The organism is Paenibacillus oleatilyticus, from assembly GCF_018998565.1.
GTDB classification, from domain to species: Bacteria; Bacillota; Bacilli; order Paenibacillales; family NBRC-103111; genus Paenibacillus_G; species Paenibacillus_G oleatilyticus.
This window is the reverse complement of record NZ_JAHNZO010000032.1, coordinates 30,429-51,394: the sequence shown is the minus strand read 5'-3', so window position 1 is coordinate 51,394 and position 20,966 is coordinate 30,429. Positions and strand designations below refer to the sequence as shown.

22 protein-coding genes are annotated in these 20,966 nt (G+C 55.4%); 8 read left to right on the top strand and 14 right to left on the bottom strand.

Features of this window, described 5'->3' with window-relative positions; genetic code table 11:
• Nucleotides 1-5: 5 nt before the first annotated feature.
• The gene (locus KQX66_RS29875; protein ID WP_216796816.1) at nt 6-389 is read right to left on the bottom strand and encodes a fluoride efflux transporter FluC; all 384 of its coding nucleotides are present in this window, start codon (nt 387-389) and stop codon (nt 6-8) included.
• Nucleotides 386-778: a fluoride efflux transporter CrcB gene (gene crcB / locus KQX66_RS29870; protein ID WP_216796814.1), complete on the bottom strand. Its 393-nt coding sequence runs from the start codon at nt 776-778 to the stop codon at nt 386-388. The genes KQX66_RS29875 and crcB overlap by 4 nt, the downstream gene beginning before the upstream one ends.
• Before the next feature lie 128 nt (nt 779-906).
• Here crcB and KQX66_RS29865 point away from each other — a divergent pair, with 128 nt between their 5' ends.
• Nucleotides 907-1,200 carry a rhodanese-like domain-containing protein gene (locus KQX66_RS29865; protein ID WP_216796812.1) on the top strand — a complete coding sequence of 98 codons (294 nt, stop codon included), beginning with the start codon at nt 907-909 and terminating at the stop codon, nt 1,198-1,200.
• On the opposite strand, the gene KQX66_RS29860 is transcribed toward KQX66_RS29865, so the two are convergent.
• Nucleotides 1,197-1,712 (bottom strand): shikimate kinase, encoded by a 516-nt coding sequence (locus KQX66_RS29860; protein WP_216796810.1) that lies wholly within the window; start codon nt 1,710-1,712, stop codon nt 1,197-1,199. The genes KQX66_RS29865 and KQX66_RS29860 overlap by 4 nt on opposite strands.
• Nucleotides 1,713-1,877: 165 nt before the next feature.
• Here KQX66_RS29860 and KQX66_RS29855 point away from each other — a divergent pair, with 165 nt between their 5' ends.
• On the top strand, nt 1,878-2,219 hold the full coding sequence (locus tag KQX66_RS29855) for a hypothetical protein (protein WP_216796808.1): 342 nt from the start codon (nt 1,878-1,880) through the stop codon (nt 2,217-2,219).
• 4 nt (nt 2,220-2,223) lie between these two features.
• Here the strand turns inward: KQX66_RS29855 and gnd are convergent, their stop codons facing one another.
• The 6 genes from gnd to KQX66_RS29825 form a co-directional block, all read right to left on the bottom strand.
• A complete protein-coding gene (gene gnd / locus KQX66_RS29850; protein WP_216796806.1) occupies nt 2,224-3,636 on the bottom strand; it encodes an NADP-dependent phosphogluconate dehydrogenase in 1,413 nt (470 codons plus the stop codon).
• Between the two features lie 220 nt (nt 3,637-3,856).
• On the bottom strand, nt 3,857-4,624 hold the full coding sequence (locus KQX66_RS29845) for an SDR family oxidoreductase (RefSeq protein ID WP_216796798.1): 768 nt from the start codon (nt 4,622-4,624) through the stop codon (nt 3,857-3,859).
• Between the two features lie 13 nt (nt 4,625-4,637).
• A complete protein-coding gene (gene gntK / locus KQX66_RS29840; RefSeq protein WP_216796796.1) occupies nt 4,638-6,197 on the bottom strand; it encodes a gluconokinase in 1,560 nt (519 codons plus the stop codon).
• Nucleotides 6,198-7,466, bottom strand: coding sequence for a nickel pincer cofactor-dependent isomerase, group 22 (locus KQX66_RS29835; protein ID WP_216796789.1), 1,269 nt, complete (start codon nt 7,464-7,466; stop codon nt 6,198-6,200).
• A gap of 22 nt (nt 7,467-7,488) precedes the next feature.
• Nucleotides 7,489-8,487, bottom strand: coding sequence for a LacI family DNA-binding transcriptional regulator (locus tag KQX66_RS29830; RefSeq protein ID WP_216796787.1), 999 nt, complete (start codon nt 8,485-8,487; stop codon nt 7,489-7,491).
• Between the two features lie 285 nt (nt 8,488-8,772).
• A complete protein-coding gene (locus KQX66_RS29825; protein WP_216796785.1) occupies nt 8,773-9,972 on the bottom strand; it encodes an MFS transporter in 1,200 nt (399 codons plus the stop codon).
• A 289-nt stretch (nt 9,973-10,261) separates the two neighbouring features.
• Here KQX66_RS29825 and KQX66_RS29820 point away from each other — a divergent pair, with 289 nt between their 5' ends.
• The gene (locus KQX66_RS29820) at nt 10,262-10,858 is read left to right on the top strand and encodes a TetR/AcrR family transcriptional regulator (protein WP_216796783.1); all 597 of its coding nucleotides are present in this window, start codon (nt 10,262-10,264) and stop codon (nt 10,856-10,858) included.
• Nucleotides 10,859-10,963: 105 nt separating this feature from the next.
• Here the strand turns inward: KQX66_RS29820 and KQX66_RS29815 are convergent, their stop codons facing one another.
• From KQX66_RS29815 to KQX66_RS29800, 4 genes are all read right to left on the bottom strand, one after another.
• Nucleotides 10,964-11,560 (bottom strand): YkzI domain-containing protein, encoded by a 597-nt coding sequence (locus KQX66_RS29815; RefSeq protein WP_216796781.1) that lies wholly within the window; start codon nt 11,558-11,560, stop codon nt 10,964-10,966.
• 308 nt (nt 11,561-11,868) lie between these two features.
• Nucleotides 11,869-13,008, bottom strand: a complete 1,140-nt coding sequence (locus tag KQX66_RS29810) for an ABC transporter permease (RefSeq protein ID WP_216796779.1) — start codon at nt 13,006-13,008, stop codon at nt 11,869-11,871.
• Nucleotides 13,001-14,176: an ABC transporter permease gene (locus tag KQX66_RS29805; protein ID WP_216796777.1), complete on the bottom strand. Its 1,176-nt coding sequence runs from the start codon at nt 14,174-14,176 to the stop codon at nt 13,001-13,003. The genes KQX66_RS29810 and KQX66_RS29805 overlap by 8 nt, the downstream gene beginning before the upstream one ends.
• Nucleotides 14,177-14,188: 12 nt before the next feature.
• A complete protein-coding gene (locus KQX66_RS29800; protein WP_216796774.1) occupies nt 14,189-15,124 on the bottom strand; it encodes an ABC transporter ATP-binding protein in 936 nt (311 codons plus the stop codon).
• 149 nt (nt 15,125-15,273) lie between these two features.
• Here KQX66_RS29800 and KQX66_RS29795 point away from each other — a divergent pair, with 149 nt between their 5' ends.
• Both KQX66_RS29795 and KQX66_RS29790 read left to right on the top strand, forming a co-directional pair.
• Nucleotides 15,274-16,404 carry a sensor histidine kinase gene (locus tag KQX66_RS29795; protein WP_216796772.1) on the top strand — a complete coding sequence of 377 codons (1,131 nt, stop codon included), beginning with the start codon at nt 15,274-15,276 and terminating at the stop codon, nt 16,402-16,404.
• Between the two features lie 49 nt (nt 16,405-16,453).
• Nucleotides 16,454-17,146: a response regulator transcription factor gene (locus tag KQX66_RS29790; RefSeq protein WP_216796771.1), complete on the top strand. Its 693-nt coding sequence runs from the start codon at nt 16,454-16,456 to the stop codon at nt 17,144-17,146.
• On the opposite strand, the gene KQX66_RS29785 is transcribed toward KQX66_RS29790, so the two are convergent.
• Complete coding sequence (locus KQX66_RS29785; protein WP_253957523.1) at nt 17,143-18,057, bottom strand: stalk domain-containing protein; 915 nt, start codon at nt 18,055-18,057, stop codon at nt 17,143-17,145. The genes KQX66_RS29790 and KQX66_RS29785 overlap by 4 nt on opposite strands.
• Nucleotides 18,058-18,238: 181 nt before the next feature.
• Here KQX66_RS29785 and KQX66_RS29780 point away from each other — a divergent pair, with 181 nt between their 5' ends.
• The 3 genes from KQX66_RS29780 to KQX66_RS29770 are packed head-to-tail and all read left to right on the top strand — an operon-like array spanning nt 18,239 to nt 20,889.
• On the top strand, nt 18,239-19,078 hold the full coding sequence (locus tag KQX66_RS29780; RefSeq protein ID WP_216796767.1) for an ABC transporter ATP-binding protein: 840 nt from the start codon (nt 18,239-18,241) through the stop codon (nt 19,076-19,078).
• The gene (locus KQX66_RS29775) at nt 19,011-19,775 is read left to right on the top strand and encodes an ABC transporter permease (RefSeq protein ID WP_216796765.1); all 765 of its coding nucleotides are present in this window, start codon (nt 19,011-19,013) and stop codon (nt 19,773-19,775) included. The genes KQX66_RS29780 and KQX66_RS29775 overlap by 68 nt, the downstream gene beginning before the upstream one ends.
• 58 nt (nt 19,776-19,833) lie before the next feature.
• Nucleotides 19,834-20,889, top strand: coding sequence for an ABC transporter substrate-binding protein (locus tag KQX66_RS29770; RefSeq protein WP_216796763.1), 1,056 nt, complete (start codon nt 19,834-19,836; stop codon nt 20,887-20,889).
• Nucleotides 20,890-20,966: the final 77 nt, after the last annotated feature.

The following is a 20,966-nucleotide window of genomic DNA, read 5'->3' as shown; positions in this document are numbered from 1 at the left end:
GTCCGTCAGAGCTTTATATATGTAATTGAAACGATATAACCTGCATAAGCAAGCAGCAAACCGAGTGTATACGACAGCCCCATATACAGCCAGGCCGTCCGGCTTTCGCCTTGGCGAAGCAGCCCTTCGCTTTCCAGCTTTAGCGTCGAAAAGGTCGTGAATGCTCCCATAAACCCGCTGCCAAGGAGCGCCATCAGCCGGCCGTCTGCCCCTCCTCCCCACAGGACGCCCAACAAGAACGAACCGATCAGGTTGACCGTCAGCGTTCCGTACGGCAGAGAAGTTCTGAAGCGTTCCGCGATCCGGCTGCCGATCCAATACCTTGCAACGGCGCCGGCAAAGCCTCCTGCGCTTACGAGCAGCAGCGTTCCTAACGTATTCGACATCATTCCTCAGAACCCCTTTTTACCGCCGCCAAATTTAAGCCGAACCGACGCCCGAGACGAATGCAGCCGATTCCGCCCCACAGGCTGACGATAAAATAAATCGCGGCGATCGTCCAAAGCTGCTGCTGGAGCATGGATACGAGCTCCCAGCTTAACGTCGAGAAGGTTGTAAACGCTCCGACGAATCCGGTCGTCAGCGCGGCGCGAAGGTCCGGATATCGCTTCAAACCGGGCAAATAGGCCAGAAAGCCAAGCGTCAGGCAGCCGGCCAGGTTGCAGAGCAGCGTTCCCCATGGCAGCGAGGTGACCTGATGCGGATTCATCGCGACGGACAATCCGTACCGTGCCAATGCTCCGGCGATTCCCGCCAGACCTATATAAAGTACGGTCATCCGATATCGTCCCCATTCGAAATAAGCGTCATCAACGACAGGCGTTCCGCTTTGTTTGACACGCTGCCGTTTTCTTTTTATGATGAAGGCAAGTCGGCCGCAAGCCGAACGAGAAGGAGGCTGTATTGATGCATACGATTACCCCGCAAGAAGTCAAGCAACGGCTTGAAAACGGCGAAAAGCTTACCATCATCGACGTGCGCGAACCGGAAGAAGTCGCGCTCGGCATGATTCCGGGAGCCAAGCATATTCCGCTGATGGAAATCCCTCAGCGCCTTAGTGAAATCCCGCAGCACAGCGAAACGATTCTCGTCTGCCGCAGCGGCAATCGCAGCGGGCGGGCGCTTGAATATTTGGAAGCCCAAGGCTTCTCCGGTCTTGTCAACATGACCGGCGGCATGCTCGAATGGGAGCAGCTTTAAGCCCACTCCCGCTCCAAACGGCTGCAAATCTCGTCGACGATCTGCCCGACGGTCTTGCCATCCGTATCGACATGGAGATCCGCAAAATCGTACGCGTGCTTGCGGCTCTCCATAATGTGGCGTACGCGGTCTTCGACTCCGCCTTGCAGCAACGGACGGCTTTGATCGGACCGGACCCGTTCGATGATCGTTTCGGCGGACGCCTTCAGCACGACAACCAGACCGCTGCGCTTCATGAGTATCCGGTTTTGCTCAGCCAGAACGGCCCCGCCTCCGGTCGCCACCACTTGATGCCGACCTTGCAGCGTCCGTTCGATCGTCTCGCTTTCCGCTTTGCGGAAGAAAGGCTCTCCGAACTCCGCAAACATTCGGGTAATGCTCATTCCCTGCGCCCGCTCAATGGCAGCGTCCGTATCCTCGTACACCCAGTTCAGCCTCGAAGCGAGTGCTTGTCCGACGGAGGATTTGCCGGTTCCCATCATACCGACCAACACGATGTTACGGTATTCCACTTCCCTGCACCTCTGACTTTCGCATCATTCAACTGACCCTATCATATCATAGCCGACACCGTGTGAATAGAAAGTTTGACAAAATCATAAGATGGTTGTGAATAAATTCCAGCCAGATCAGTCATGATGTTTAATGCACATTTCCCGAAGGGAGAACACGGTCATATGACGCAAGGCGCTCTACCGCAACCCAGCGCAGCCGGTCCCGACTGGACCGGGCACAAGCTGGAACAAATCATGGATCCCACACGACCCTTATGCCGAGAAGAAATCGTCTGGATGCTGGAGTATATTAAAAAAAAGGTGGCTGAGGAAGACCCGAACTTGACGGATCTTTCCCAGCCACGGCTGCTTAAAAACTTCAGATATTTTGCCGAAATCGCTTTGATGCTCATTCAGCGGCGGGGCGGCCACGATATGGAGGCCGACCGGCTCAAGAACTGGCTGTACGAAGCGTCCTTCGGTCTGCATCCGGTAAAGCCGGACCGCATCAAAAGGCACCTGTAGCCGCTTAGTTTTCCATCCAGTGGAAGTGGAAGGTGCCTTCTTTGTCAACCCGTTTGAAGGTATGCGCGCCGAAATAATCGCGCTGCGCTTGCAGCAGGTTGGCCGGCAAACGCTCGGTCCGGTAGCTGTCGTAGTAAGCCAGCGCGGAAGCGAAGGCCGGAACCGGCACGCCGCGGGTAATTGCCGTTGCGACGACGTTTCTCCAAGCGTCCTGGTATTGCTCCACGATGCCCTTGAAGTATTCGTCAAGCAGCAGGTTTTTCAGCTCCGGATTGCGGTCGTACGCATCCTTGATGTTCTGCAGGAAACGGGCGCGGATAATGCAGCCGCCGCGGAAAATCATCGCAATGCTGCCGTAGTCCAGGCTCCAGTTGTATTCCTCGCTTGCCGCTCTCATTTGGGCGAAGCCCTGTGCGTAAGAGCAAATTTTGCTCGCATACAGCGCCTTCCGTACCGCTTCGATAAACGCCGCGCGGTCGCCGTCGAATGCCGCTTGCTTTGGTCCGTTCAGCACTTTGCTGGCGGCAACGCGTTCTTCTTTCATCGCCGAGATGAAGCGGGAGAAGACGGATTCGGTAATGATGGACAACGGAACGCCGAGATCGAGCGCGCTTTGGCTTGTCCATTTGCCCGTACCCTTCTGGCCGGCGGAATCGAGAATGACATCGACCATCGGTTTGCCCGTTTCCGAATCGTATTTGGTGAAAATGTCGGTTGTGATTTCGATCAGGTAGCTGTCCAGCTCGCCCTTGTTCCAATCGGCGAAAATCTCATGAAGCTCCTGCGTGCTGACGCCAAGCACGTCTTTGAGCAGATGGTACGCTTCGCAGATGAGCTGCATGTCGCCGTACTCGATGCCGTTATGTACCATCTTGACGTAATGGCCGGCGCCGTCCGGTCCGATGTAGGTGCAGCAAGGGTCGCCGTTCACTTTGGCCGAAATGGCCGTCAGAATCGGAGCGACCAGCTCGTAGGCGTCCTTTTGCCCGCCTGGCATGATCGCAGGGCCCTTCAGCGCGCCTTCCTCGCCGCCGGATACGCCCGTCCCGATAAAGCGGAGGCCGTGCGCTTCCAGCTCCTTGTTGCGGCGCTGGGTGTCGGGGAAAAATGCGTTGCCGCCGTCGATGATAATATCGCCTTTTTCCAGATGAGGAACCAACTGGTTAATCGTGTCGTCTGTCGCATGGCCCGCTTGCACCATGATTAAAATTTTGCGAGGCGTTTCGAGCGAAGCTACGAATTCCTCGATGCTGTATGTACCGACCATCTTCTTGCCTTGCGCTTCAGCGAGCAGCGCATCCGTTTTCTCCCGCGAACGGTTGAAGACGGATACTGTGAAGCCTCTGCTTTCGATGTTCAGAGCCAGGTTTTTCCCCATGACCGCAAGACCGATAACGCCGACTTGTTGTTTGGACATTGTGGTTTCTCTTCCTTCCTTTTTCTATTTTAATTTTGACGATTTAAGGGATTTGGAACTTCTCACAAGAGACGGAGGTCAGAATATCCATCGAAGAGCCTGCGTGTCGCCTTTGAAAATGGATTCTTACCGCAAGGTAAGTTCAAGGAATCCATTTTCAAGAGCGACCGGAGATGGATATTGCTGCACCTGAGTCGGTTTGGGAGCTGGTCCTACCCGCTTAAATCGTCATCGCTCCAAAGCCCCCGTCCACCCGCAGCACCGTGCCGGTGACGAAACTCGAAGCTTTCTCCGAAGCCAGATACACGGCTGCGCCCTGAAGCTCTTCCGCTTCGCCGAAACGGTTCATCGGCGTATGACGCATGATCGATTCGACACGCTCGGGAGACAAAATTTTGCGGTTTTGCTCAGCCGGGAAGAAGCCCGGAATGATGGCATTGACACGCACGCGCGCCGGAGCGAATTCGCGCGCCAGAAATTGGGTGACGTTGTTCACCGCCGCTTTGGAAGCGGAGTACGTGAACACTTTGGACAGCGGCGGGTCCGAAGATACGGAGGAGATGTTAATAATGCTGCCTCCTTCGCCCTTGTCCACCATATGCTTCCCAAAAATTTGACACGCCAACACGACGCTTTTGAGATTCACTTCCATAATCGAATCCCATTCGTCCATCGTAATGTCAAAAAACGGCGTCGCGCTGTTTTTGCCCGGACAGTTCATCAGAATATCGCAGCGTCCCGTCCAGGCAAGCACTTCGGACAGCACCCGCTTCAAGTCCTCGGCTTTCGTCGCATCCGCCGAAAAGCACTTGGCCCGTCCGCCGGCCGCTTCGATCCGCTTCGCAACTTCTTCGGATTTCTCCATATTGCGCCCGACCACTGCGACATCCGCCCCGTGTCCGCCAAGCGCAATCCCCATCGTTCCGCCCAAGGTGCTGTTGCCTCCGATGATAACTGCCGTTTTTCCCGATAAATCGAATAAGTTCATGGCCCGATGCCTCCTAAGATTGCGTGTGAATCTGTTGAAAGGAGGCGATGGCATCAAACTCATCCTTCAACTGATGGTACACACGATTATAAATTTTTGTCAACTGTTGATATACTTCGTGGTTCGGCTCGCTTGCGCGAAGCGACTGCTCCACCTGCATCCAATCGTGAACGCTGGAGAAGTCCTTGATCTCGCCGAGCGCCAGCATGCCGAGCTGCGCGGCCCCAAGGCCGGAGCTTTCGATCGTATTCGGCACGGCGACGTTCGCATTCAGTACGTCGGCCATCATCTGAAGCCAGAACGAAGAGCGGGCAAAGCCGCCGGAGGCGCGTACCTCCCGGGTTGGGCCACTGAGCTCCTCCAGCGCGGAAACGACCGAATGAATCCGGTACATGACGCCCTCCAGCACCGCCCGGATCATGTGCTTCTTCTGATGATAGAGTGATAGTCCGAAAAATACGCCGCGTGCGTTCGCGTTCCAGTACGGCGCCCGCTCGCCGGCAAGCAGCGGCAGGAAGATGAGTCCGTCTGAGCCTGCAGCCACCTCGCGGGCCAGAGACGTCAAATAGTCGTACGGGTCCATGCCCAAGCGCCGCCCTTCCTCCGCTTCCGCCGTCGCAAGCTGATCGCGCACCCACCGGAACATGATGCCGCCGTTGTTGATCGCGCCGCCGACGACCCAGAAATCTTCCTTGAGCGCATAGCAGAACAGCCGGCCCTTCGGATCGGTTATCGGCTCTCGCACGACGCCGCGGACAGCGCCGCTGGTGCCGATCGTTACCGCGTAAACGCCCGGCTCAAAAGCGCCGACGCCGAGGTTGGCCAGCACGCCGTCGGACGCGCCTACCACAAAAGGCGTATCCGCCGAGAGCCCCATCGAGGCTGCATCCCCGACAGTCAACCCTTGCAGCACGTGCGTAGTCGATACGGGCTCTGACAGCTGCTCGGGCCGGACGCCGCAGGCTTCGAGCGCCTGCTTATCCCACGCCAGCTCCCGCAGGTTGAACAGCCCGGTGCAGCTTGCCAGCGAGTAGTCGATCACCAGCTTGCCGAACAGCTTGCCGAACACGTATTCTTTGATGCCGATAAACTTATACGCCTGCTCGAACAGGTCCGGCCGATTGTCCCTGAACCACATCAGCTTCAGCAGAGGCGACATCGGATGAATCGGAGTGCCCGTGTTCCGGTAAATCTCATGGCCGTTCCGCTCTTCCTTCAGCACTTTGACGTAGCCGACGCTGCGGTTGTCCGCCCATGTGATGCAGCGCGTCAACGGAGTCAAATCACGGTCCACCGCGATCAGGCTGTGCATCGCCGAGCTGAACGAGACGCACAGCACTTGTCCGGGCAAAATGGCCGCTTTGCTGACGACTTCGCGAATGGCGGTAAGAACCGCTTGATAAATTTCTTCCGGGTCCTGCTCGGCCATATCCGGCTTGGGCGTGTAAAGCGGATACTCCACCGCATGGGACGCAAGCACGCGGCCCCTCCGGTCGATCACCAGCGTCTTGGTGCTCGTCGTGCCGATGTCCGCGGCAATGATGTAAGGCTTGGGTACAGACAAACCGCTCATTTATACCAGATTCCCTTCGCTGTTGAATGACAGATCGTACGGGTCGGTCAAAATCTCGATATCCGGATGAAGCTTCGCTTCCTCGAGCAGATTGACCGAGATTTCGATTTCGCCCAAATGCAGCGTATCCCGTATACGTACAAGCCGGCATTGGGTATAATCCAAAATATTGCAGGTTTTGACCGCGGCTTTGATGGCATACAGGTCGTTTTCGAGAGTCGTTGCGATTTTGGTCGGTGCGCATACGGTGGAAGTCAGCCCGTTGGCGTAAGTCGCAGCCAAATCCATCTTGTCGACCAGCCGCTGCGTCGTGAAATCGGCCGTGCCGACGCCGTTGGCGTTGCCTTTCGTTTCCGGCGTCGTGTCGAGCACGACCATCTTGGATACGTCGGGGCCGCCATGCGCATACGGCGTCGGGTAACGGCCGGTAATGTTCGGGTCCATGCCGTCGCCGCTGATGTTTTTGCCGATGTAATCGATGACCAGGACGTCGATTTGATCGAATAAAATTTTCGGCAGCCGGGCTTTGGCGATCTCGAGCAGCACCATCTCGCGTTCCTCCACCTGAGCTGCGGGCAGCACTTCGACGATGCACGTTTCGTCGTATGCATTTTCCACCAGCGCCACGCCGAACAGGATCGGCAGCTTATCGAGCATAATCCGAGCCATGGCCGGCACGTTTTCCGCCATATATTTGAAGCCGAGCTGGTGGCACGCTTCCGCCCCTTTTTGCTTGCCGAGCCCGATGGAAATCATTTTCATAATGCCGCTTTCGATTTTGCCGCGGAAGGCAGTGTGCGGCTTCACGCGGTTGATAACGACGATGGCGTCCGCCTCGTACGCATATTTGTCGACGTAAACCGGGAGCCCGTTCGGCAGCTGGTCGATCTGCACGACCTCCATCGTCGAACGGATCGGCGCTCCCATCGCTTCTTCCGTAACGCCGAGATGGTGCAGAACTTCCTTCTGCCCTTCGGCGGTCGCGCCGCCGTGACTGCCCATGCAGGGGACGATGAACGGATGGGCGCCCGCCCGCTTGATCGCATCGATCGTCGTCCGGGTGAAGGCGGCGATGTTTGCCACGCCGCGGCTGCCCACCGCCACGGCCACCTGCTGGCCGGGCTTGATCCGGTCGATCGCGCCGGGCTTCGCCAGCTCGCGCTCCAAATCCTCGGTCGGGCGGTCCAGCCGGGTTCCGTCGAACTTCTGACGGATGCGGACCATTTGCGGAATCGGGATGTCTTGCAGAAGCGTTCTGAGTACGCTCATGTTATTTGCCTCCCCAAACGAATTAAATGGATTTAACGGAGTCGCGGATGACCAGCTCCGTATGGAAAAGAACGACCGATTTTTCCGAATGCTTCGTCTCGATGAACTTCAGGAGCTTCTCCGCTCCGGCCCGGCTCAGCTCTTCGATCGGTCTGCGAACCGTGGTCAACGCAGGCGACATGAAAGCCGAGAACAGATGGTCGTCGAAGCCAGCCACCGAAATGTCTTCCGGCACCGACAAGCCCCGCTCCGTCACGGCTTTCACCGCACCGAGCGCCATGTCGTCGTTGCAGCAAAAAACGGCAGTCGGCCGGTCGGGCAGCTCCAGCAGCTTGCTCATGGCCGCGTGACCGCTTTCCAGATCGTAATTGCCGCTGACATAGTACGCTTCCGGCACGGTGATCCCGTGCTTACGGAGCGCCTCGCGATACCCGTCGCGGCGGGCTTGCGTCGATTTGAACCCCTGTTTCCCCTCGATGATCGCAATATGGCGGTGTCCCTGCTGCACCAAGTACTCCGTAAGCCGGTAAGCGCCGCTCTGGTCGTCCGGGACGAAGTTCATCACTTGGACACTCTCGACGGGGCGGTTCAGCACCACAAGCGGAATCTCTTTGTCCGAAGCATATTCGATGAACGATTGGTCGCTTTCGCTTTGGCTCATGACGATGATGCCGTCGAAATTTTTGCGGTTCACTTTATGAAAACTCTTGTAATCGTCAATCCCCCGCACGATCAAGTTGTAGTCGTCTTTAATGACGTCGTTCACGCCCTTGATGGCTTCGTACAAAAACCCGGCGGAGGTACCGGTATGCAGGGTTGTAAAAAACAGCCCTAAATTGTATGATCGATCCAGCACCAAGCTTCGCGCGCTGTAATTCGGAGTATAGTTCATGCTTCCCGCAATCGCTTTAATACGCTCTTTCGTTTCCGGGTTGATCAGCGGGCTGTCGTTCAATGCCCGGGAAACGGTCGTATGCGACACGCCGGCCAGTTTGGCGATGTCTTTGATCGTAACACTCATGGGACCACCTCCCATTCATCATAACATAGAAATGCACACGTTAACAATGCTGTTTTTGTCCACCTATTGCGCATATAACGGACTTTTTGAACGATGTATGAAATCGATAAGTCTCTATGGGAGAAGTGTAATTTTTCCGGGCATAAAAAAGAGGGGTACGAGTGGGTGGGGTATCTCTACAAAACTCAAGCCGGCCAGATGGCCGGCTTGCTTCATGGACCAGATTTAATCGATTGGTAATATCTCAACCATTTCAAATCATTCCTATGTTTGTCCCGAGCCGTTTTATGACTTCTTCTCTGTGGCAAAATAAAGCATGGCAGCGACCGGAAAAGCTATTCCGATCCATAACGCTGTATTCCATCCCCCCGAGGCGTACGCCCATCCCCCAATGGCAGATCCGATCGCTCCGCCAAAGAAGAAAATAGCCATGAAAAGCCCATTGAGACGACTGCGAATTTCCGGTCCCAAGGAAAAGATCGCGCGCTGTCCGAACACCAGATTTGCGGATACTCCCGCGTCCAACAATATGGCTGAAATGACCAGAACGGCGATTCCGACGGGCGAACCGGTTTGGATCATGAGCGGCAACAGGACAGAAATGACGACCGTAGCAAGCGCTATCCATGTTCCGGACCGCGTCCAGCCGCGATCGGCCAGCCGTCCGGCGATGGGGGCAGCTACCGCACCCGCGACTCCGGCAAGTGCGAACAAAGCAATGGCTTTCTGGGAAAAATGAAACATCGGGCCGGATAGCAATAATGGAACGGTCGTCCAAAATAAGCTGAATGTCGCAAACACACACGCATGGTACGCAGCGCGACGGCGCAAGACAGGGGTTGTTCGCAACAGGTGCCACATCGAACCAAGCAGAGCCGCATAGTGTGTGTTTGTCGTCGGCCTTCTTGCAGGCAGCACTTTCGACAGAACGACCGCCAAAATAACAACCGCTGCGGCCGACAAAGCGAATATGGCATGCCAGCCAAAGAAATCGGCCACTAGACTGGACAAAGGACGCGATAGCATGATTCCCAGCAACAAACCGCTCATGATATTGCCGACAACACGGCCGCGTGTCGTTTCTGTTGCCAGATAGGAAGCAAAAGGGACAAGTACTTGGGTTGCAACCGAACCCAACCCGATAAAAAGGGAAGCAGCCAGGAAAAGCAATGGCTGTTTCGCCATAGCGGCAGCTGCAAGGGCTACTGCTGTAAGAAGTAACGAAACGACGATCAGCCTTCGATTTTCAACGAGATCTCCCAACGGCACGATGAAAAGCAAGCCAACAACGTAACCAATCTGCGTTAGTGTGACGATAAAGCCGGCACTGCTTTCGGAGAGCCCGATGGACGAACTAATTAACCCGATCAAAGGCTGTGCATAGTAAAGATTAGCGACAATGATACCGCATGCCGTCGCCAGAAGAACGGTTAACCATGTCGGAATATTTTTCTCGATAGCTTGTTTATTTTTTAAAGTAGTCATCTTAGGCAGCTCCTTATTTTTATAAATAAAATGCTCGACAATCCCTGCAAAAAACGGCTTACGATCTCCAGCGACTATAATGCGAAGCGGCTTCTCCTCATGCTAGCGATCCATCCCTCCCCATCGTTTCATTAAATACTGAACGTATAGTTTACTAAATTGATAATGCAATAATATACTGAACGTATAGTTTTGTAAATAGGCGATTTCAATTTTTCTTTTTTGACCATAATTGTTATACTGAACGTATAGTTTATATTTCCGTTCAAGACGTGAATTTACGAAAGGGATGATTACGGTGAACGGCAAAAGAGGTCGCCCGCGCAATGTCGAAACTCAAAAGTCTATCCTTTCCGCTTCCTACGAATTATTGTTGGAAAACGGTTTTGCAGCGGTCACCGTTGACAAAATTGCAGATCGCGCCAAAGTCAGCAAAGCCACGATTTATAAATGGTGGCCTAACAAGGCTGCCGTTGTTATGGACGGGTTTCTTTTTGCCGCCTCGGCAAGGTTACCCGTGCCTGATACGGGCTCGACCTTGAACGATATTCTCATTCACGCTACGAATGTAACCCGGTTTTTGACAAGTCGGGAGGGGACCATCATTACGGAGTTATTGGGCGAAGGGCAGTTTGATCCCGGATTGGCTGAAGCCTATCGGACCCGGTATTTCCAGCCCCGCCGGCGTGAGGCCAGTCAGCTTCTGGAAAAAGGGATTCAGCGCGGGGAATTGAAACAAAATCTCGATATCGGATTATGCATCGATCTCCTTTACGGGCCGATTTTCTATCGCTTGCTTGTGACAGGCGAAACATTGAACGATGCCTATGTGCAGCAATTGGTAATGAACGCATTTGAAGGAATTCGTGCGACCCCGCCCATTTGATAACACGTTAAAAAGGCCTGTGCTCCTAACCTCGCACAGGCCGTTCAGCGGCTGTTCGCTGCGCTGCGGCACGTTCCGCCAACGCCTTTCCTCAGCCAGATGATATTACATTTCGAGCAGCAGCATCTCCTGCCGGAGTTCCATCAGTTTCTCCTTACATCGTTCGACCGCTTCCCCGTCTCCCTCTTGAAGCGCATCATGCAGCGTAGCCAGCTCGTAATCCAGCTCCAGCCGCAGTACCGGAATCCGTTCGTCCGGTCGTCTGGACCGGAACGCCTGCATCATTTCTTCCACCGTGACCACTGGTTCCTTTTGGAATAACACCTTATGTTCCACCCCCGAAATTTCAACCATACGGATGATTTCGCCGAACATGATGTTTTCAATCAGAATCTGCCGGTCTTTGAAGCGCTTTACTACCGCGTGACCGCGGGTATCGCCGATCATCTTTTCCATCAGCTCCGCCAGCTTTTCGTCTTTGAAGGAATAATTGCCCACGATTTTATACCGCTCGCCAATCCGCTGAAACCGCAGCTTTACCAGCTTGCGGCCGGTACGGATCGAGACGATAAACTGTTGGTCACTCTCGTTCCAATAGAGCGAGTAGCCTTCTTGAATGAGTGTTTTGATGAAGTTACGGATTAGCCGACGGTCAAACCGTAACTCAAGGTTGCAGTATTCCACTTCATGACTCTTGCTCACGGCAATCCCCTCCTTGATGATATCTTGCTTAATGAACAGCGACGTCTTCTGGTTCGGTCCGTGCTGCTGCCGGCGTGTGTATTGGCGTGAACGCTAGTCGAACAGGCCTATCTCTTTGATAGAATTTTCTGACTATTCTGTTTCTTAGTTCTATCTTATTATGAATCATATGATTTAGCAACTTGGATTATTGATTTTTTTAACGTTTTTTGAACCTATTTTTTTGTGGCCGATGTGCGTCCTGAACGAAAAACGCCTCCGCTCCAAGGCGAAGACGTCATCACGTATATTCGATTGCCTCCCGCCACTCAGCCGGCTTCCGTTTCGCCCGGCTTCATCACGACGGAGCCGATGCCGAGCAGCACCAGAGCGAACAGTCCCAGCACGCCCAGATGCATGGCGACATCCCCCAGCCCTTGACCCGAGCCGAGCCTGCGAATGGCCTCGATCGCCCAGGTTTGCGGTACGAAATTGGCCAGCTTCTGCATAAACTCGGGCATGATCGATACCGGCCAGAAGCAGCCGCCCAGCATGCAGGTCGGTGCGGAAACCATCGAATTGACGGCGCCGATATTCTCGCTGTTGCGGATCAAGCCGGCCACCGCGCTGCCGATGCCGATGACCGCCAGCAGGAAGCACTCCATCACAAGCAGATGCTGCATAAATGGCAGACCGTACGAAAAGTTCATCGCATACCGGGTAAACGCCAGCACGAGCACGATCTGCAGCGTGCCTACCGCGAAGCTGCCGAGGAAATTGCCGAGCATGATCTCATAGGCGCGGACAGGAGCCGTAAAGATGCGGGTCATCGTTTTTTGCTTCCGGTCTTCGACCATAAAGGAGACGGAGCTGTTGACCAGCCCCATCAGAAACATCAGCAGGATACCCGTGGCGAGGCCGAGCGCCGGACTGGCGTACCAGCCGTAATCGGTGCGCATCGCGCGAACCTGATGCTTCTCCACCTGCTCCAGAACGAGATTCAGCCGGTTGTCCGCCTGACCCGAAGCGTCCAGCGCGCGCATTGCCGTGCTTACCCGGCGGATCGTTTGGTCCAAGCTCATCCGCAGCGTGAAGGACGCCTCGCTCATGGACAGCTCCAGCAGTTCCGCACGTATGACCCGGCCTTCCTTCAACCCTTGGGAGAAGCCCGCGGGAATGATGAAAGCGGCATCCGCTTTATGCTCGATCACCGCCGTTCGCATCGCCTCGGGTGTTGCCGCGGCGGAAAGCCGGTAGCGGCCGGTATACTCAAGCTCCCGCAAAATATGCCGGCCAACCGGTCCTTCGTCCGAATTGATATAAAGGACGGATGCCTTCTCGTCCTGCTTCGCGGCAAAGCCGATAATGAGCGACACGATCAAAGCCGGGGTTACGATAAACAACAGGAACCCTCTCCGGTTTCCGACCGTCCTTTTGATTAAATTGAGGGCGATAAACAGACTATTCACGGTATCCCACCTTCCGGTACGCCGCGTAGGCAACGGCCGCCAGCGCGGCGGCAATCGCAGCCAAAACCGTAACATGATGCAGCACGAGCTGCGGGTTTCCATCCAACATCAACTGCAGGATGCTTTGCATGGCCCAATGATTGACCGTCAATTGCCCGATCCGCTCAAGTGCCCCTAACTGCGGAATAAAGCCCCCGCTTAAAAAGGTCATCAGCATAATGACGATTTGGAACGCCATCGTCACCGACTTGATGTTGCGGCAGTACAGCGAGCTTAGCATCGCCAGCGCCATCGAAGCCAGCGTAACGGCCAGACATACCGCAAGCAGGATGGCCGGACGGTTCCCCCAGTCGACGCCATACGCATAGTGCGTCACACCGATGATGACACCCGCCTGGAACAAGCTCAGAAGGCCGTTTCCGAGCATTTTGCCGAATAGGATCTGATTCATCGTAACCGGCATGGAGCCGAGTCTGAACAGCGTATGATCCTCTCGCTCGTTCACCAGGCTGATGGATGCCGTCATTCCGGCATAAAGCATGAACATAACGAGCATCGAGACGGCATAATATTGAAGCGCCGTATATTCCTTGCCCTCGTTTCCCAGCCTGCCCTCCGCAACGAACGTTTCCAGAATGCCGGCATAAATGGATGCATCTGCGAGCTGATTCATTGCGGCCTGCGGCCCCAAAGTCAGGGCGGCAGCCTGCATGCTGTTCGCGTAAGCGAGATAGCTTTCCAGCGCCGTCTCGGCGATCAGGTTCTGTCCCCGGTCTTTGCCTGCAATCAGCTCCCACGAAGCCGTTTTGCCCTGCAGCAAAGCTTCCCCGAAGCCCTCTGGCACGATCAGACCGTATTCGGCTCTTCCCTCTTGAAGCGCACGCACCGCTTCGTCCCGGCTGGACAATTCCTGCGGCTGGAGGATTTCCTTCGTTCTCGCATTGTCCAAATACGCTTTAAGCGGCTCGCTCCACCGGCTTGGATCCTGATTCACCACGGCGACCTTCACGGGCGTGATCTTGACATCCTCCGCTTTAAACTCCTTGGAGAGCGCTGCACCCAGAATTAAGATCAGAATCAGCGGCAGCAAGAACAAAACGAGCATCACCACTTTGATGCGGCTTAACCGCAGAAGCTCGTAACCGGCTACGGTCCATAAAATGCGCATGCTCTCCGCCCCCTAATCCCGAAGCTTCCGCCCCGTCAACGACAGGAACAGCGCCTCCAGGTCCGGCTCCACGCGGCTCAGCGATTGAATGACGACCTGATGCTTCGATAAAATATATAAAATGTCCTGCAGCGAATTGGGCGAGGTCGGCAAATAAATTTCAAGCGTCCGGTCGTTTATCGCCACTTGCTGGATGCGCGGATGGGCATTTAGCTCGGCCACGGCCTCTTCCTTGACCTCCGCGACTTTGACGATCAGCTTCTCGTCCGAGGAGACAAGCGCCCGCAAATCCTCCTGCGTGCCGCAGGCGATCAAATGACCGTGATCGATAATCCCGACCCGCGTGCTGATTGCAGCAACCTCTTCCATATAATGGCTCGTATAAATGATCGTCGAGCCCATCTGATTCAGCTCGCGGACCGAATCGAGGATATGGTTGCGGGATTGCGGGTCGATCCCGACCGTCGGCTCGTCCATAATGATCAGCTTCGGCCGGTGCATAATCGCGCACGCGATGTTGAGGCGCCGCTTCATCCCTCCCGAATAAGCGCCGGGTTTCTCGCCCTGACGATCCGACAGCCCTACGAATTCCAGCGCTTCCTGCACCCGCTCGCGCAGCAGTTCTCCCCGCAGACCGTACAGCTTGCCGAAAAACGTAACGTTTTCGCGGGCCGTCAAGTTTTCATAAATCGCGAGCTCCTGCGGCACCAGTCCGATCCTCCGCTTGATCTCAAGCGGACTGGCGGCAACGGAAATGCCATCGATCCGCATTTCCCCTTGATCGATTTTGAGCAGCCCGCAGAGCATTTTGATCGTGGTGCTTTTCCCGGCTCCGTTCGGTCCGAGCAGACCGAATACTTCTCCCTGCCGGATGCTTAAATTCAAATGATCTACGGAAATGTTGCCGTCGTACCGTTTGACGACATCCTTGATTTCGATAAATGACACGTGAGCCCGCTCCTTGTAAGGTGATGTGCTTTGATTGTATTGTACCGCCCTTTATGACGTAAAGCAGGTAGCTTTCGTCATTTGTTGGGAATGACGAAAGTCACGATGGCCCGCCTTATGATATAATCGCATATGGAGGCGCATAAGGGATGCTTTTACTGCTGCGATACGCACTGATTCTTTTTCCCGCCGTCAGCACGGCTTATATGCTGCCGCTCGAACAAAGCGGACAGCTCGCTTTCTACACGTTGGTCCTGCTTGCCATTGCGGAAATAAGCCGCACGTGGCTGCCGGGGCGGGCGCAGAATCTGGCGGCTGCGGCCGAAATGCTGTTCGTCACCTGGCTCAGCCTGCAAACGGAAGGGATGATGTTCGCCTGTCATTATTCCACGTTGACGGCTTATATGCTGAAGGAGCGCTCGGGACTCCGCTGGTTTTTGCTTGCGCTGCAGGCTATGCTGCTGAACGTTTCGCTGACCGCCCATCCCGACATGGAGCTGAAGCTTACGGCCAATCTGCTGCTGGCCACCGGCGCGCTGCTGCTGTACGGCTGGGCGGAAACCGGCGACCGGAAGCGGGAGCTGGAGCAGGTGTACGACGAATTGCGAAGCAAAGCCTATGAGCTGGATGCCGCCCGCCGGAGGCTTGTCGAATACGCCGGCAAGGTGGAACAGTTGGCACAGACGGAGGAGCGGACCCGCATCTCGCACGAAATTCACGACGATCTCGGACATAAGCTGATCCGGCTGAAAATGATGCTGGAAGCGATCATCCGGATTTCCCCCGGGCAGCCGGACAAAGGCATGGAGATGACCCGGATCGTCCGGGATCAGTTGACGGAAGCGATGGAGACGCTGCGGCGGACGGTCCGGCGGATGAAGCCGCCGGCGGAGGAGGGACAGAGCTTCTCGCTCAAGAGGCTGATCGAGGACTTCGCAGCCGATCCGCAGCTTCAAATTCGCTGCGAAATCGCCGGCATGCCGCGCCCGCTCTACCCGAGTCTTGAAATCGTGCTTTACCGGAATGCGCAAGAAGCCGTGACCAACGCCCTTCGTCACGGGCAGGCTACCGAGGTGCTTATCGAGCTGAGCTTCGAGGAATCCAATGTCTCCATGACCGTTTCCAATAACGGGATGTTGCCGGTTTCGGCCGCTATGGGCAGGGGACTCGGTCTCAGCGGCATGGAGGAACGGACGCGGCTGGTAGGCGGGGAGCTCCGCATTCAAACCGACAGCCGGTTCGCCGTCACGACCCTCGTGCCGACGCCCGGCGCGCAATAAGAGGCACCGACGAAAGATTCCAACCCATTAGGAGGCGGGTAATGCTGCCATGATTCGAGTATTAATTGTTGATGACGACCCGTTTATCCGTGAAAGCATGAAAATGATTTTGGAGCTGGACCCGGAATTACGCGTAGTCGGAGCGTGCGGCGACGGAAACGAAGCCCACCGCTTTTTTACCGACGGACAAACCGCCGATGTCGTACTGATGGATATTCGCATGCCTAACTGCTCCGGGGTCGAAGGCACGCTGAACATCAAGCGGGCGTCGCCCGATACCCGCGTGCTTATTCTGACGACCTTCGACGACGACGATTATATCGTCGAGGCGCTGCGCAACGGCGCAAGCGGCTACCTGCTCAAGAATATCCCGCCGGACCGAATCGTGCAGGGCATTAAAACGGTTCACCAAGGCAACTGGCTCATTCACCCGGATATCGCCCGCAAGCTGACCGGCTGGATTCATCCCCAATCTCCCGCGCAAGTGCAAGCGGAGGCGACATTGGAACAAGTGACGCAGAGCCGCAAGGACCCGTTTGCCCGGTTCGAATCGTATGGCCTCACCCCTACGGAGAAGCAGGTCGTCGAGAAAATCGCAGAAGGGCTGTCCAATAAAGAAATCGCCCAGGAATTGTTCCTGAGCGAAGGGACGATCAAAAATTACATATCGGAGATTTTGAGCAAGCTCGGCCTGAGAGACCGGACGCAAATTGCCATTCTCTATTGGAAACACGAAGATTAACGAGTGCCCCGTTTGTTGGCTTCCTCCTGCAAATCTATGCGGTCGACCATGTTGACGATGTAGCTGAGCTCGGAGGAAGCGTTGTTTTTAGTCAGCTTCACACGCCCCAGCACAAAACGTTTGACCACGCCTCCGTTCGGCGGCGGAGGGCTGTTCGGAGCAACGGGCAGCTGCACGGTTTCGTGGAACAAGTAATCGTACTCATCCTCTTCCTCGCGCTTGTCGATAATGACCGCTTTTTGGTAAAACACCATTTCTCCATACTTGAGCATCTGCGAATTTTTGATGTACGTCCGCAGCGCATCGATCTTTTTCGGGCTAACTTCCCCGTTGATGATGTAATTGTCACCTTTGGTGGAATACACCTGCTCCGGGTTTTGCCGCCAGCGCTTCTTCAGCTCCTGCTCGTTGATGTACACCACGCCGGTCAGACGCTCCCGCGCTTTCTTCAAGCCGCTCGTATCGATACCCATCCGTTTGACGTCAATTTCCCGGTAGTACGGGACATAGGCGGACATGTTCTTCTTGTTGTACGTCAGAAGCATCGGATACTCGGCCCCGAGGTATTTGAGCGTAATCGAGTACGGGTCGGACAGCTCGATCGATTCGTATTCCTGATTCGAATCCTCCGTCTTCTGCTCGGGATTGATCCGGCTGTTGATGTAAATCGTCTTCGTATCTTCTCTCCAGAGCAGGTTGGCGCCAAGCAGCCGGGTCAGGTCGGCCAGCGGCAGGTAGCTCTTGTCCTTGTACACCAGTGGCGATTCCGACAGCTTGACGGCCTCTCCGTCCAGCACGAGATTGAAATCGGGACGCAGATAAGCGTCGACCCGCTGCAAAACGTCCTCGGCGTAAACGCCGGCGGCGAACGCTCCGCTAATGATCGCGGCCAGCACCGCGACTCGCTTCATTCGCTTCATTCACACCCATACCTTTCGATAAAATAGGAAAAATGTGGTCTTCCTCTACCATTCGACAAAAGACCGCGAAATCCTGCAAAATTTGTAGTTGACAATACACCTAATTCCTATAAAATAAGTTGGTATAGTTGATTATGCGTTTTCTCATGTCTCTTCGAGGAGAGTGAACCCATTGATTGAAATCAAAGACGTCAGCAAGACGTTCCATCAGCGTACCGGCGGGAGCTTTACCGCCATTGACAACGTTTCCCTGACGATCCGCAAGGGCGAATTCGTTTCGCTGCTCGGCCCGTCGGGATGCGGCAAATCCACGCTGCTCAATCTGGTCGCAGGTCTGGAGCAAGCCGAGCAGGGAACCATTACGGTGAACGGCAAGCCCTGCAGCGCGCCGGGACCCGACCGCGTCGTCGTCTTCCAGGAGCACGCCTTGTTCCCTTGGCTGACGGTGCTAGATAACGTTGCGTTCGGACTGAAGCAAAAAGGCATCGGCAAAAAGGAACGCGAAGCCATGGCGATGGAACAGATCAAAGCGGTGCATTTGAGCAAATTCGCGGACCGCTACCCGCACGAGCTGTCGGGCGGCATGAAGCAGCGGGCGGCCATTGCCCGGGCGCTGGCGATGGACCCGGAAATTTTGCTGATGGATGAGCCTTTTGCGGCACTGGACGAACAGACCCGGCTCATTTTGCACAAGGAGCTTGAAGAAATTTGGATGCGGACGCGCAAAACGATCCTGTTCATTACGCATAACATCCGCGAAGCCGTCATCTTGTCGGACCGCGTGCTGGTCATGTCGACCCGCCCCGGGAAGATCAAGAAGGAATTCGCCGTTCAGGCGGCGCGTCCGCGCGATTACGCCGACTCCGTCCTGCATCACGTGGAAGCCAGCATTATGGATGCGCTGGCCGACGAGCTGGAAAAAGTGGTAAAGGAGGAGATGGGCGATGAGTACAGCATTAAGAAGGGGCCTCTTCCTGGTTCTGCTCTTGATAGCGTGGGAAGCGGGATTTAGAATATTCGACTGGGGCTGGAAGTTCCCTTCCGTCACCCAGACGTTTCAAGCGTTCTACGACGGGTTCGTCCACGGTCAGCTGCTTGAAGCGACGTTTCAAAGCTTGAAGCGGCTTCTGCTCGCGTTCGCCGTCTCGATCCTGGTCGGCACGGTGTTCGGTTTCCTGTTCGCCCGGTACCGCTTAATCGACGACACGATCGGCTTTCTGGTCGTGGCGCTGCAGACGATTCCGAGTATCGCTTGGCTGCCTTTTGCCATCATCTGGTTCGGAATGAACGATTTCTCGGTTATATTCATTACCATGCTGGGCGCCACATGGACGATGGCGATGGCCAGCCGGACAGGGATCAAAAACATTCCTTCCATTTATATCAAGGCCGCGCAAACGATGGGAACCGGCGACGGCATGCGTATGTTTTACCAAATCATGGTCCCCGCCGCGTTCCCTCACATGATTACCGGCGTTCGCGTCGCCTGGGCCTTTGCCTGGCGGGCGCTTGTCGCGGGCGAGCTGATCGCCAAAGGCGTCGGCCTCGGACAGCTGCTGCAGGACGGCCGCAATCTGGCGGATACGGCGCTCATGCTCTGCATCGTGATCATCATCGCCGTGCTCGGCACGGTGTCCGATCATTTTTGCTTCAAGCGGCTTGAGGATAAACTATTACTGCGGTACGGCCTGATCAGCGGCAAAAAATAACCAATCGGGGGCAGCGCGGCCGAACGGCCTGTGCTAAACAAAGGAGAGAAACGGTACGATGAAAAAGTGGTCTGCACTATTGGCGGTCGTTCTGACCGCATCGCTTGCGCTTTCCGCCTGCGGAAGCAAAACGGAAGCGCCGAAAGACGGAGCCGCCGGAGCGAACAAACCGGCCGCGGCGAAAACGGTACGGCTCGGCATCTTCAAGAACGTTACCCATGCGCCAGGTTATGTCGCACTGGAGCAAGGCTTATTCAAGAAATATTGGGGCGAGAACGTCAAGATCGAGGTGACGCCGTTCGACAACGGGTCCGACTTCTCCACCGCGCTGGCTACGGATCAGATCGATCTGGGCTTTGTCGGTCCCGGCCCTTCGACGAACCAGTTCCTGAAAAGCAAAAACTTCCGCGTCATTTCCGGTTCGAATAACGGAGGCGCCGTGCTTGTGGCCGGCAAAGATTCCGGCATCAACAGCGCCAAGGATTTGGTCGGCAAAACCGTCGCCATCCCGACGAAAGGCAGCACGAACGAAATTTCGCTCCGCCTGCTGCTGAAGCAGAACAACCTGAACGTGACGACCGACAAGAGCGGCGTGCAGCTGATTGCCCGAGCTCCGGCGGATACGCTCGTAGCGATGCGCCAGAAAGAAATCGACGCGACGCTTATTCCCGAGCCGTGGGGCACGCAGATGGAGCAGGAAGGCATCGGCAAAGTGATCGTGCCGTGGGATCAAGTTCCGCCGAACAACGGCAACTATCCGCTCACGATTCTCGTTGCCGGCGACAAGTTTCTGAAAGACAACCGCGAGCTGGCGAAGGGAGCCATTCAAGCTAATGCGGACGCGATTGATTTTATCAAGAAAAATCCGGATAAAGCGTATGAACTGATCAACAACCAATTGAAGGCGCTCAGCGGAAAAGGAATGGATGTCGCTTTGATTAAAGCGGCGATCTCCCATTTGAATCTGACGACAGATGTCAGCAAGGAAGCGATCGAAGAAATGGCCCGCGTTTCCATCGAGGCCGGTTACATCAAGGACGTGAAGAAAGAGGAGTTGGACCTGAGCAAATTCCTCGACCTCTCGCTCTTGAACGAAGTGAAGCAGGGCAAATAAAACAGCAAGCTGCGCATCAGCGCATAAAAAAACAGGCAGGAGCCGTTTAGCGGCTTCTGCCTGTTTTTGCATTTGCG

Bases quoted from the DNA above. Each gene is read 5' to 3' on its own strand.
- KQX66_RS29865 (WP_216796812.1), top strand. From the start codon at position 907: ATGCATACGATTACCCCGCAAGAAGTCAAGCAACGGCTTGAAAACGGC.
- KQX66_RS29855 (WP_216796808.1), top strand. From the start codon at position 1,878: ATGACGCAAGGCGCTCTACCGCAACCCAGCGCAGCCGGTCCCGACTGG.
- KQX66_RS29805 (WP_216796777.1), bottom strand. From the start codon at position 14,176: ATGCGCATTTTATGGACCGTAGCCGGTTACGAGCTTCTGCGGTTAAGC.
- gntK (WP_216796796.1), bottom strand. From the start codon at position 6,197: ATGAGCGGTTTGTCTGTACCCAAGCCTTACATCATTGCCGCGGACATC.
- KQX66_RS29775 (WP_216796765.1), top strand. From the start codon at position 19,011: ATGAGTACAGCATTAAGAAGGGGCCTCTTCCTGGTTCTGCTCTTGATA.
- gnd (WP_216796806.1), bottom strand. From the start codon at position 3,636: ATGTCCAAACAACAAGTCGGCGTTATCGGTCTTGCGGTCATGGGGAAA.
- KQX66_RS29845 (WP_216796798.1), bottom strand. From the start codon at position 4,624: ATGAACTTATTCGATTTATCGGGAAAAACGGCAGTTATCATCGGAGGC.
- KQX66_RS29830 (WP_216796787.1), bottom strand. From the start codon at position 8,487: ATGAGTGTTACGATCAAAGACATCGCCAAACTGGCCGGCGTGTCGCAT.
- KQX66_RS29785 (WP_253957523.1), bottom strand. From the start codon at position 18,057: ATGAAGCGAGTCGCGGTGCTGGCCGCGATCATTAGCGGAGCGTTCGCC.
- KQX66_RS29835 (WP_216796789.1), bottom strand. From the start codon at position 7,466: ATGAGCGTACTCAGAACGCTTCTGCAAGACATCCCGATTCCGCAAATG.
- KQX66_RS29795 (WP_216796772.1), top strand. From the start codon at position 15,274: ATGCTTTTACTGCTGCGATACGCACTGATTCTTTTTCCCGCCGTCAGC.
- KQX66_RS29820 (WP_216796783.1), top strand. From the start codon at position 10,262: ATGATTACGGTGAACGGCAAAAGAGGTCGCCCGCGCAATGTCGAAACT.
- KQX66_RS29790 (WP_216796771.1), top strand. From the start codon at position 16,454: ATGATTCGAGTATTAATTGTTGATGACGACCCGTTTATCCGTGAAAGC.
- KQX66_RS29770 (WP_216796763.1), top strand. From the start codon at position 19,834: ATGAAAAAGTGGTCTGCACTATTGGCGGTCGTTCTGACCGCATCGCTT.
- KQX66_RS29825 (WP_216796785.1), bottom strand. From the start codon at position 9,972: ATGACTACTTTAAAAAATAAACAAGCTATCGAGAAAAATATTCCGACA.
- KQX66_RS29875 (WP_216796816.1), bottom strand. From the start codon at position 389: ATGATGTCGAATACGTTAGGAACGCTGCTGCTCGTAAGCGCAGGAGGC.
- crcB (WP_216796814.1), bottom strand. From the start codon at position 778: ATGACCGTACTTTATATAGGTCTGGCGGGAATCGCCGGAGCATTGGCA.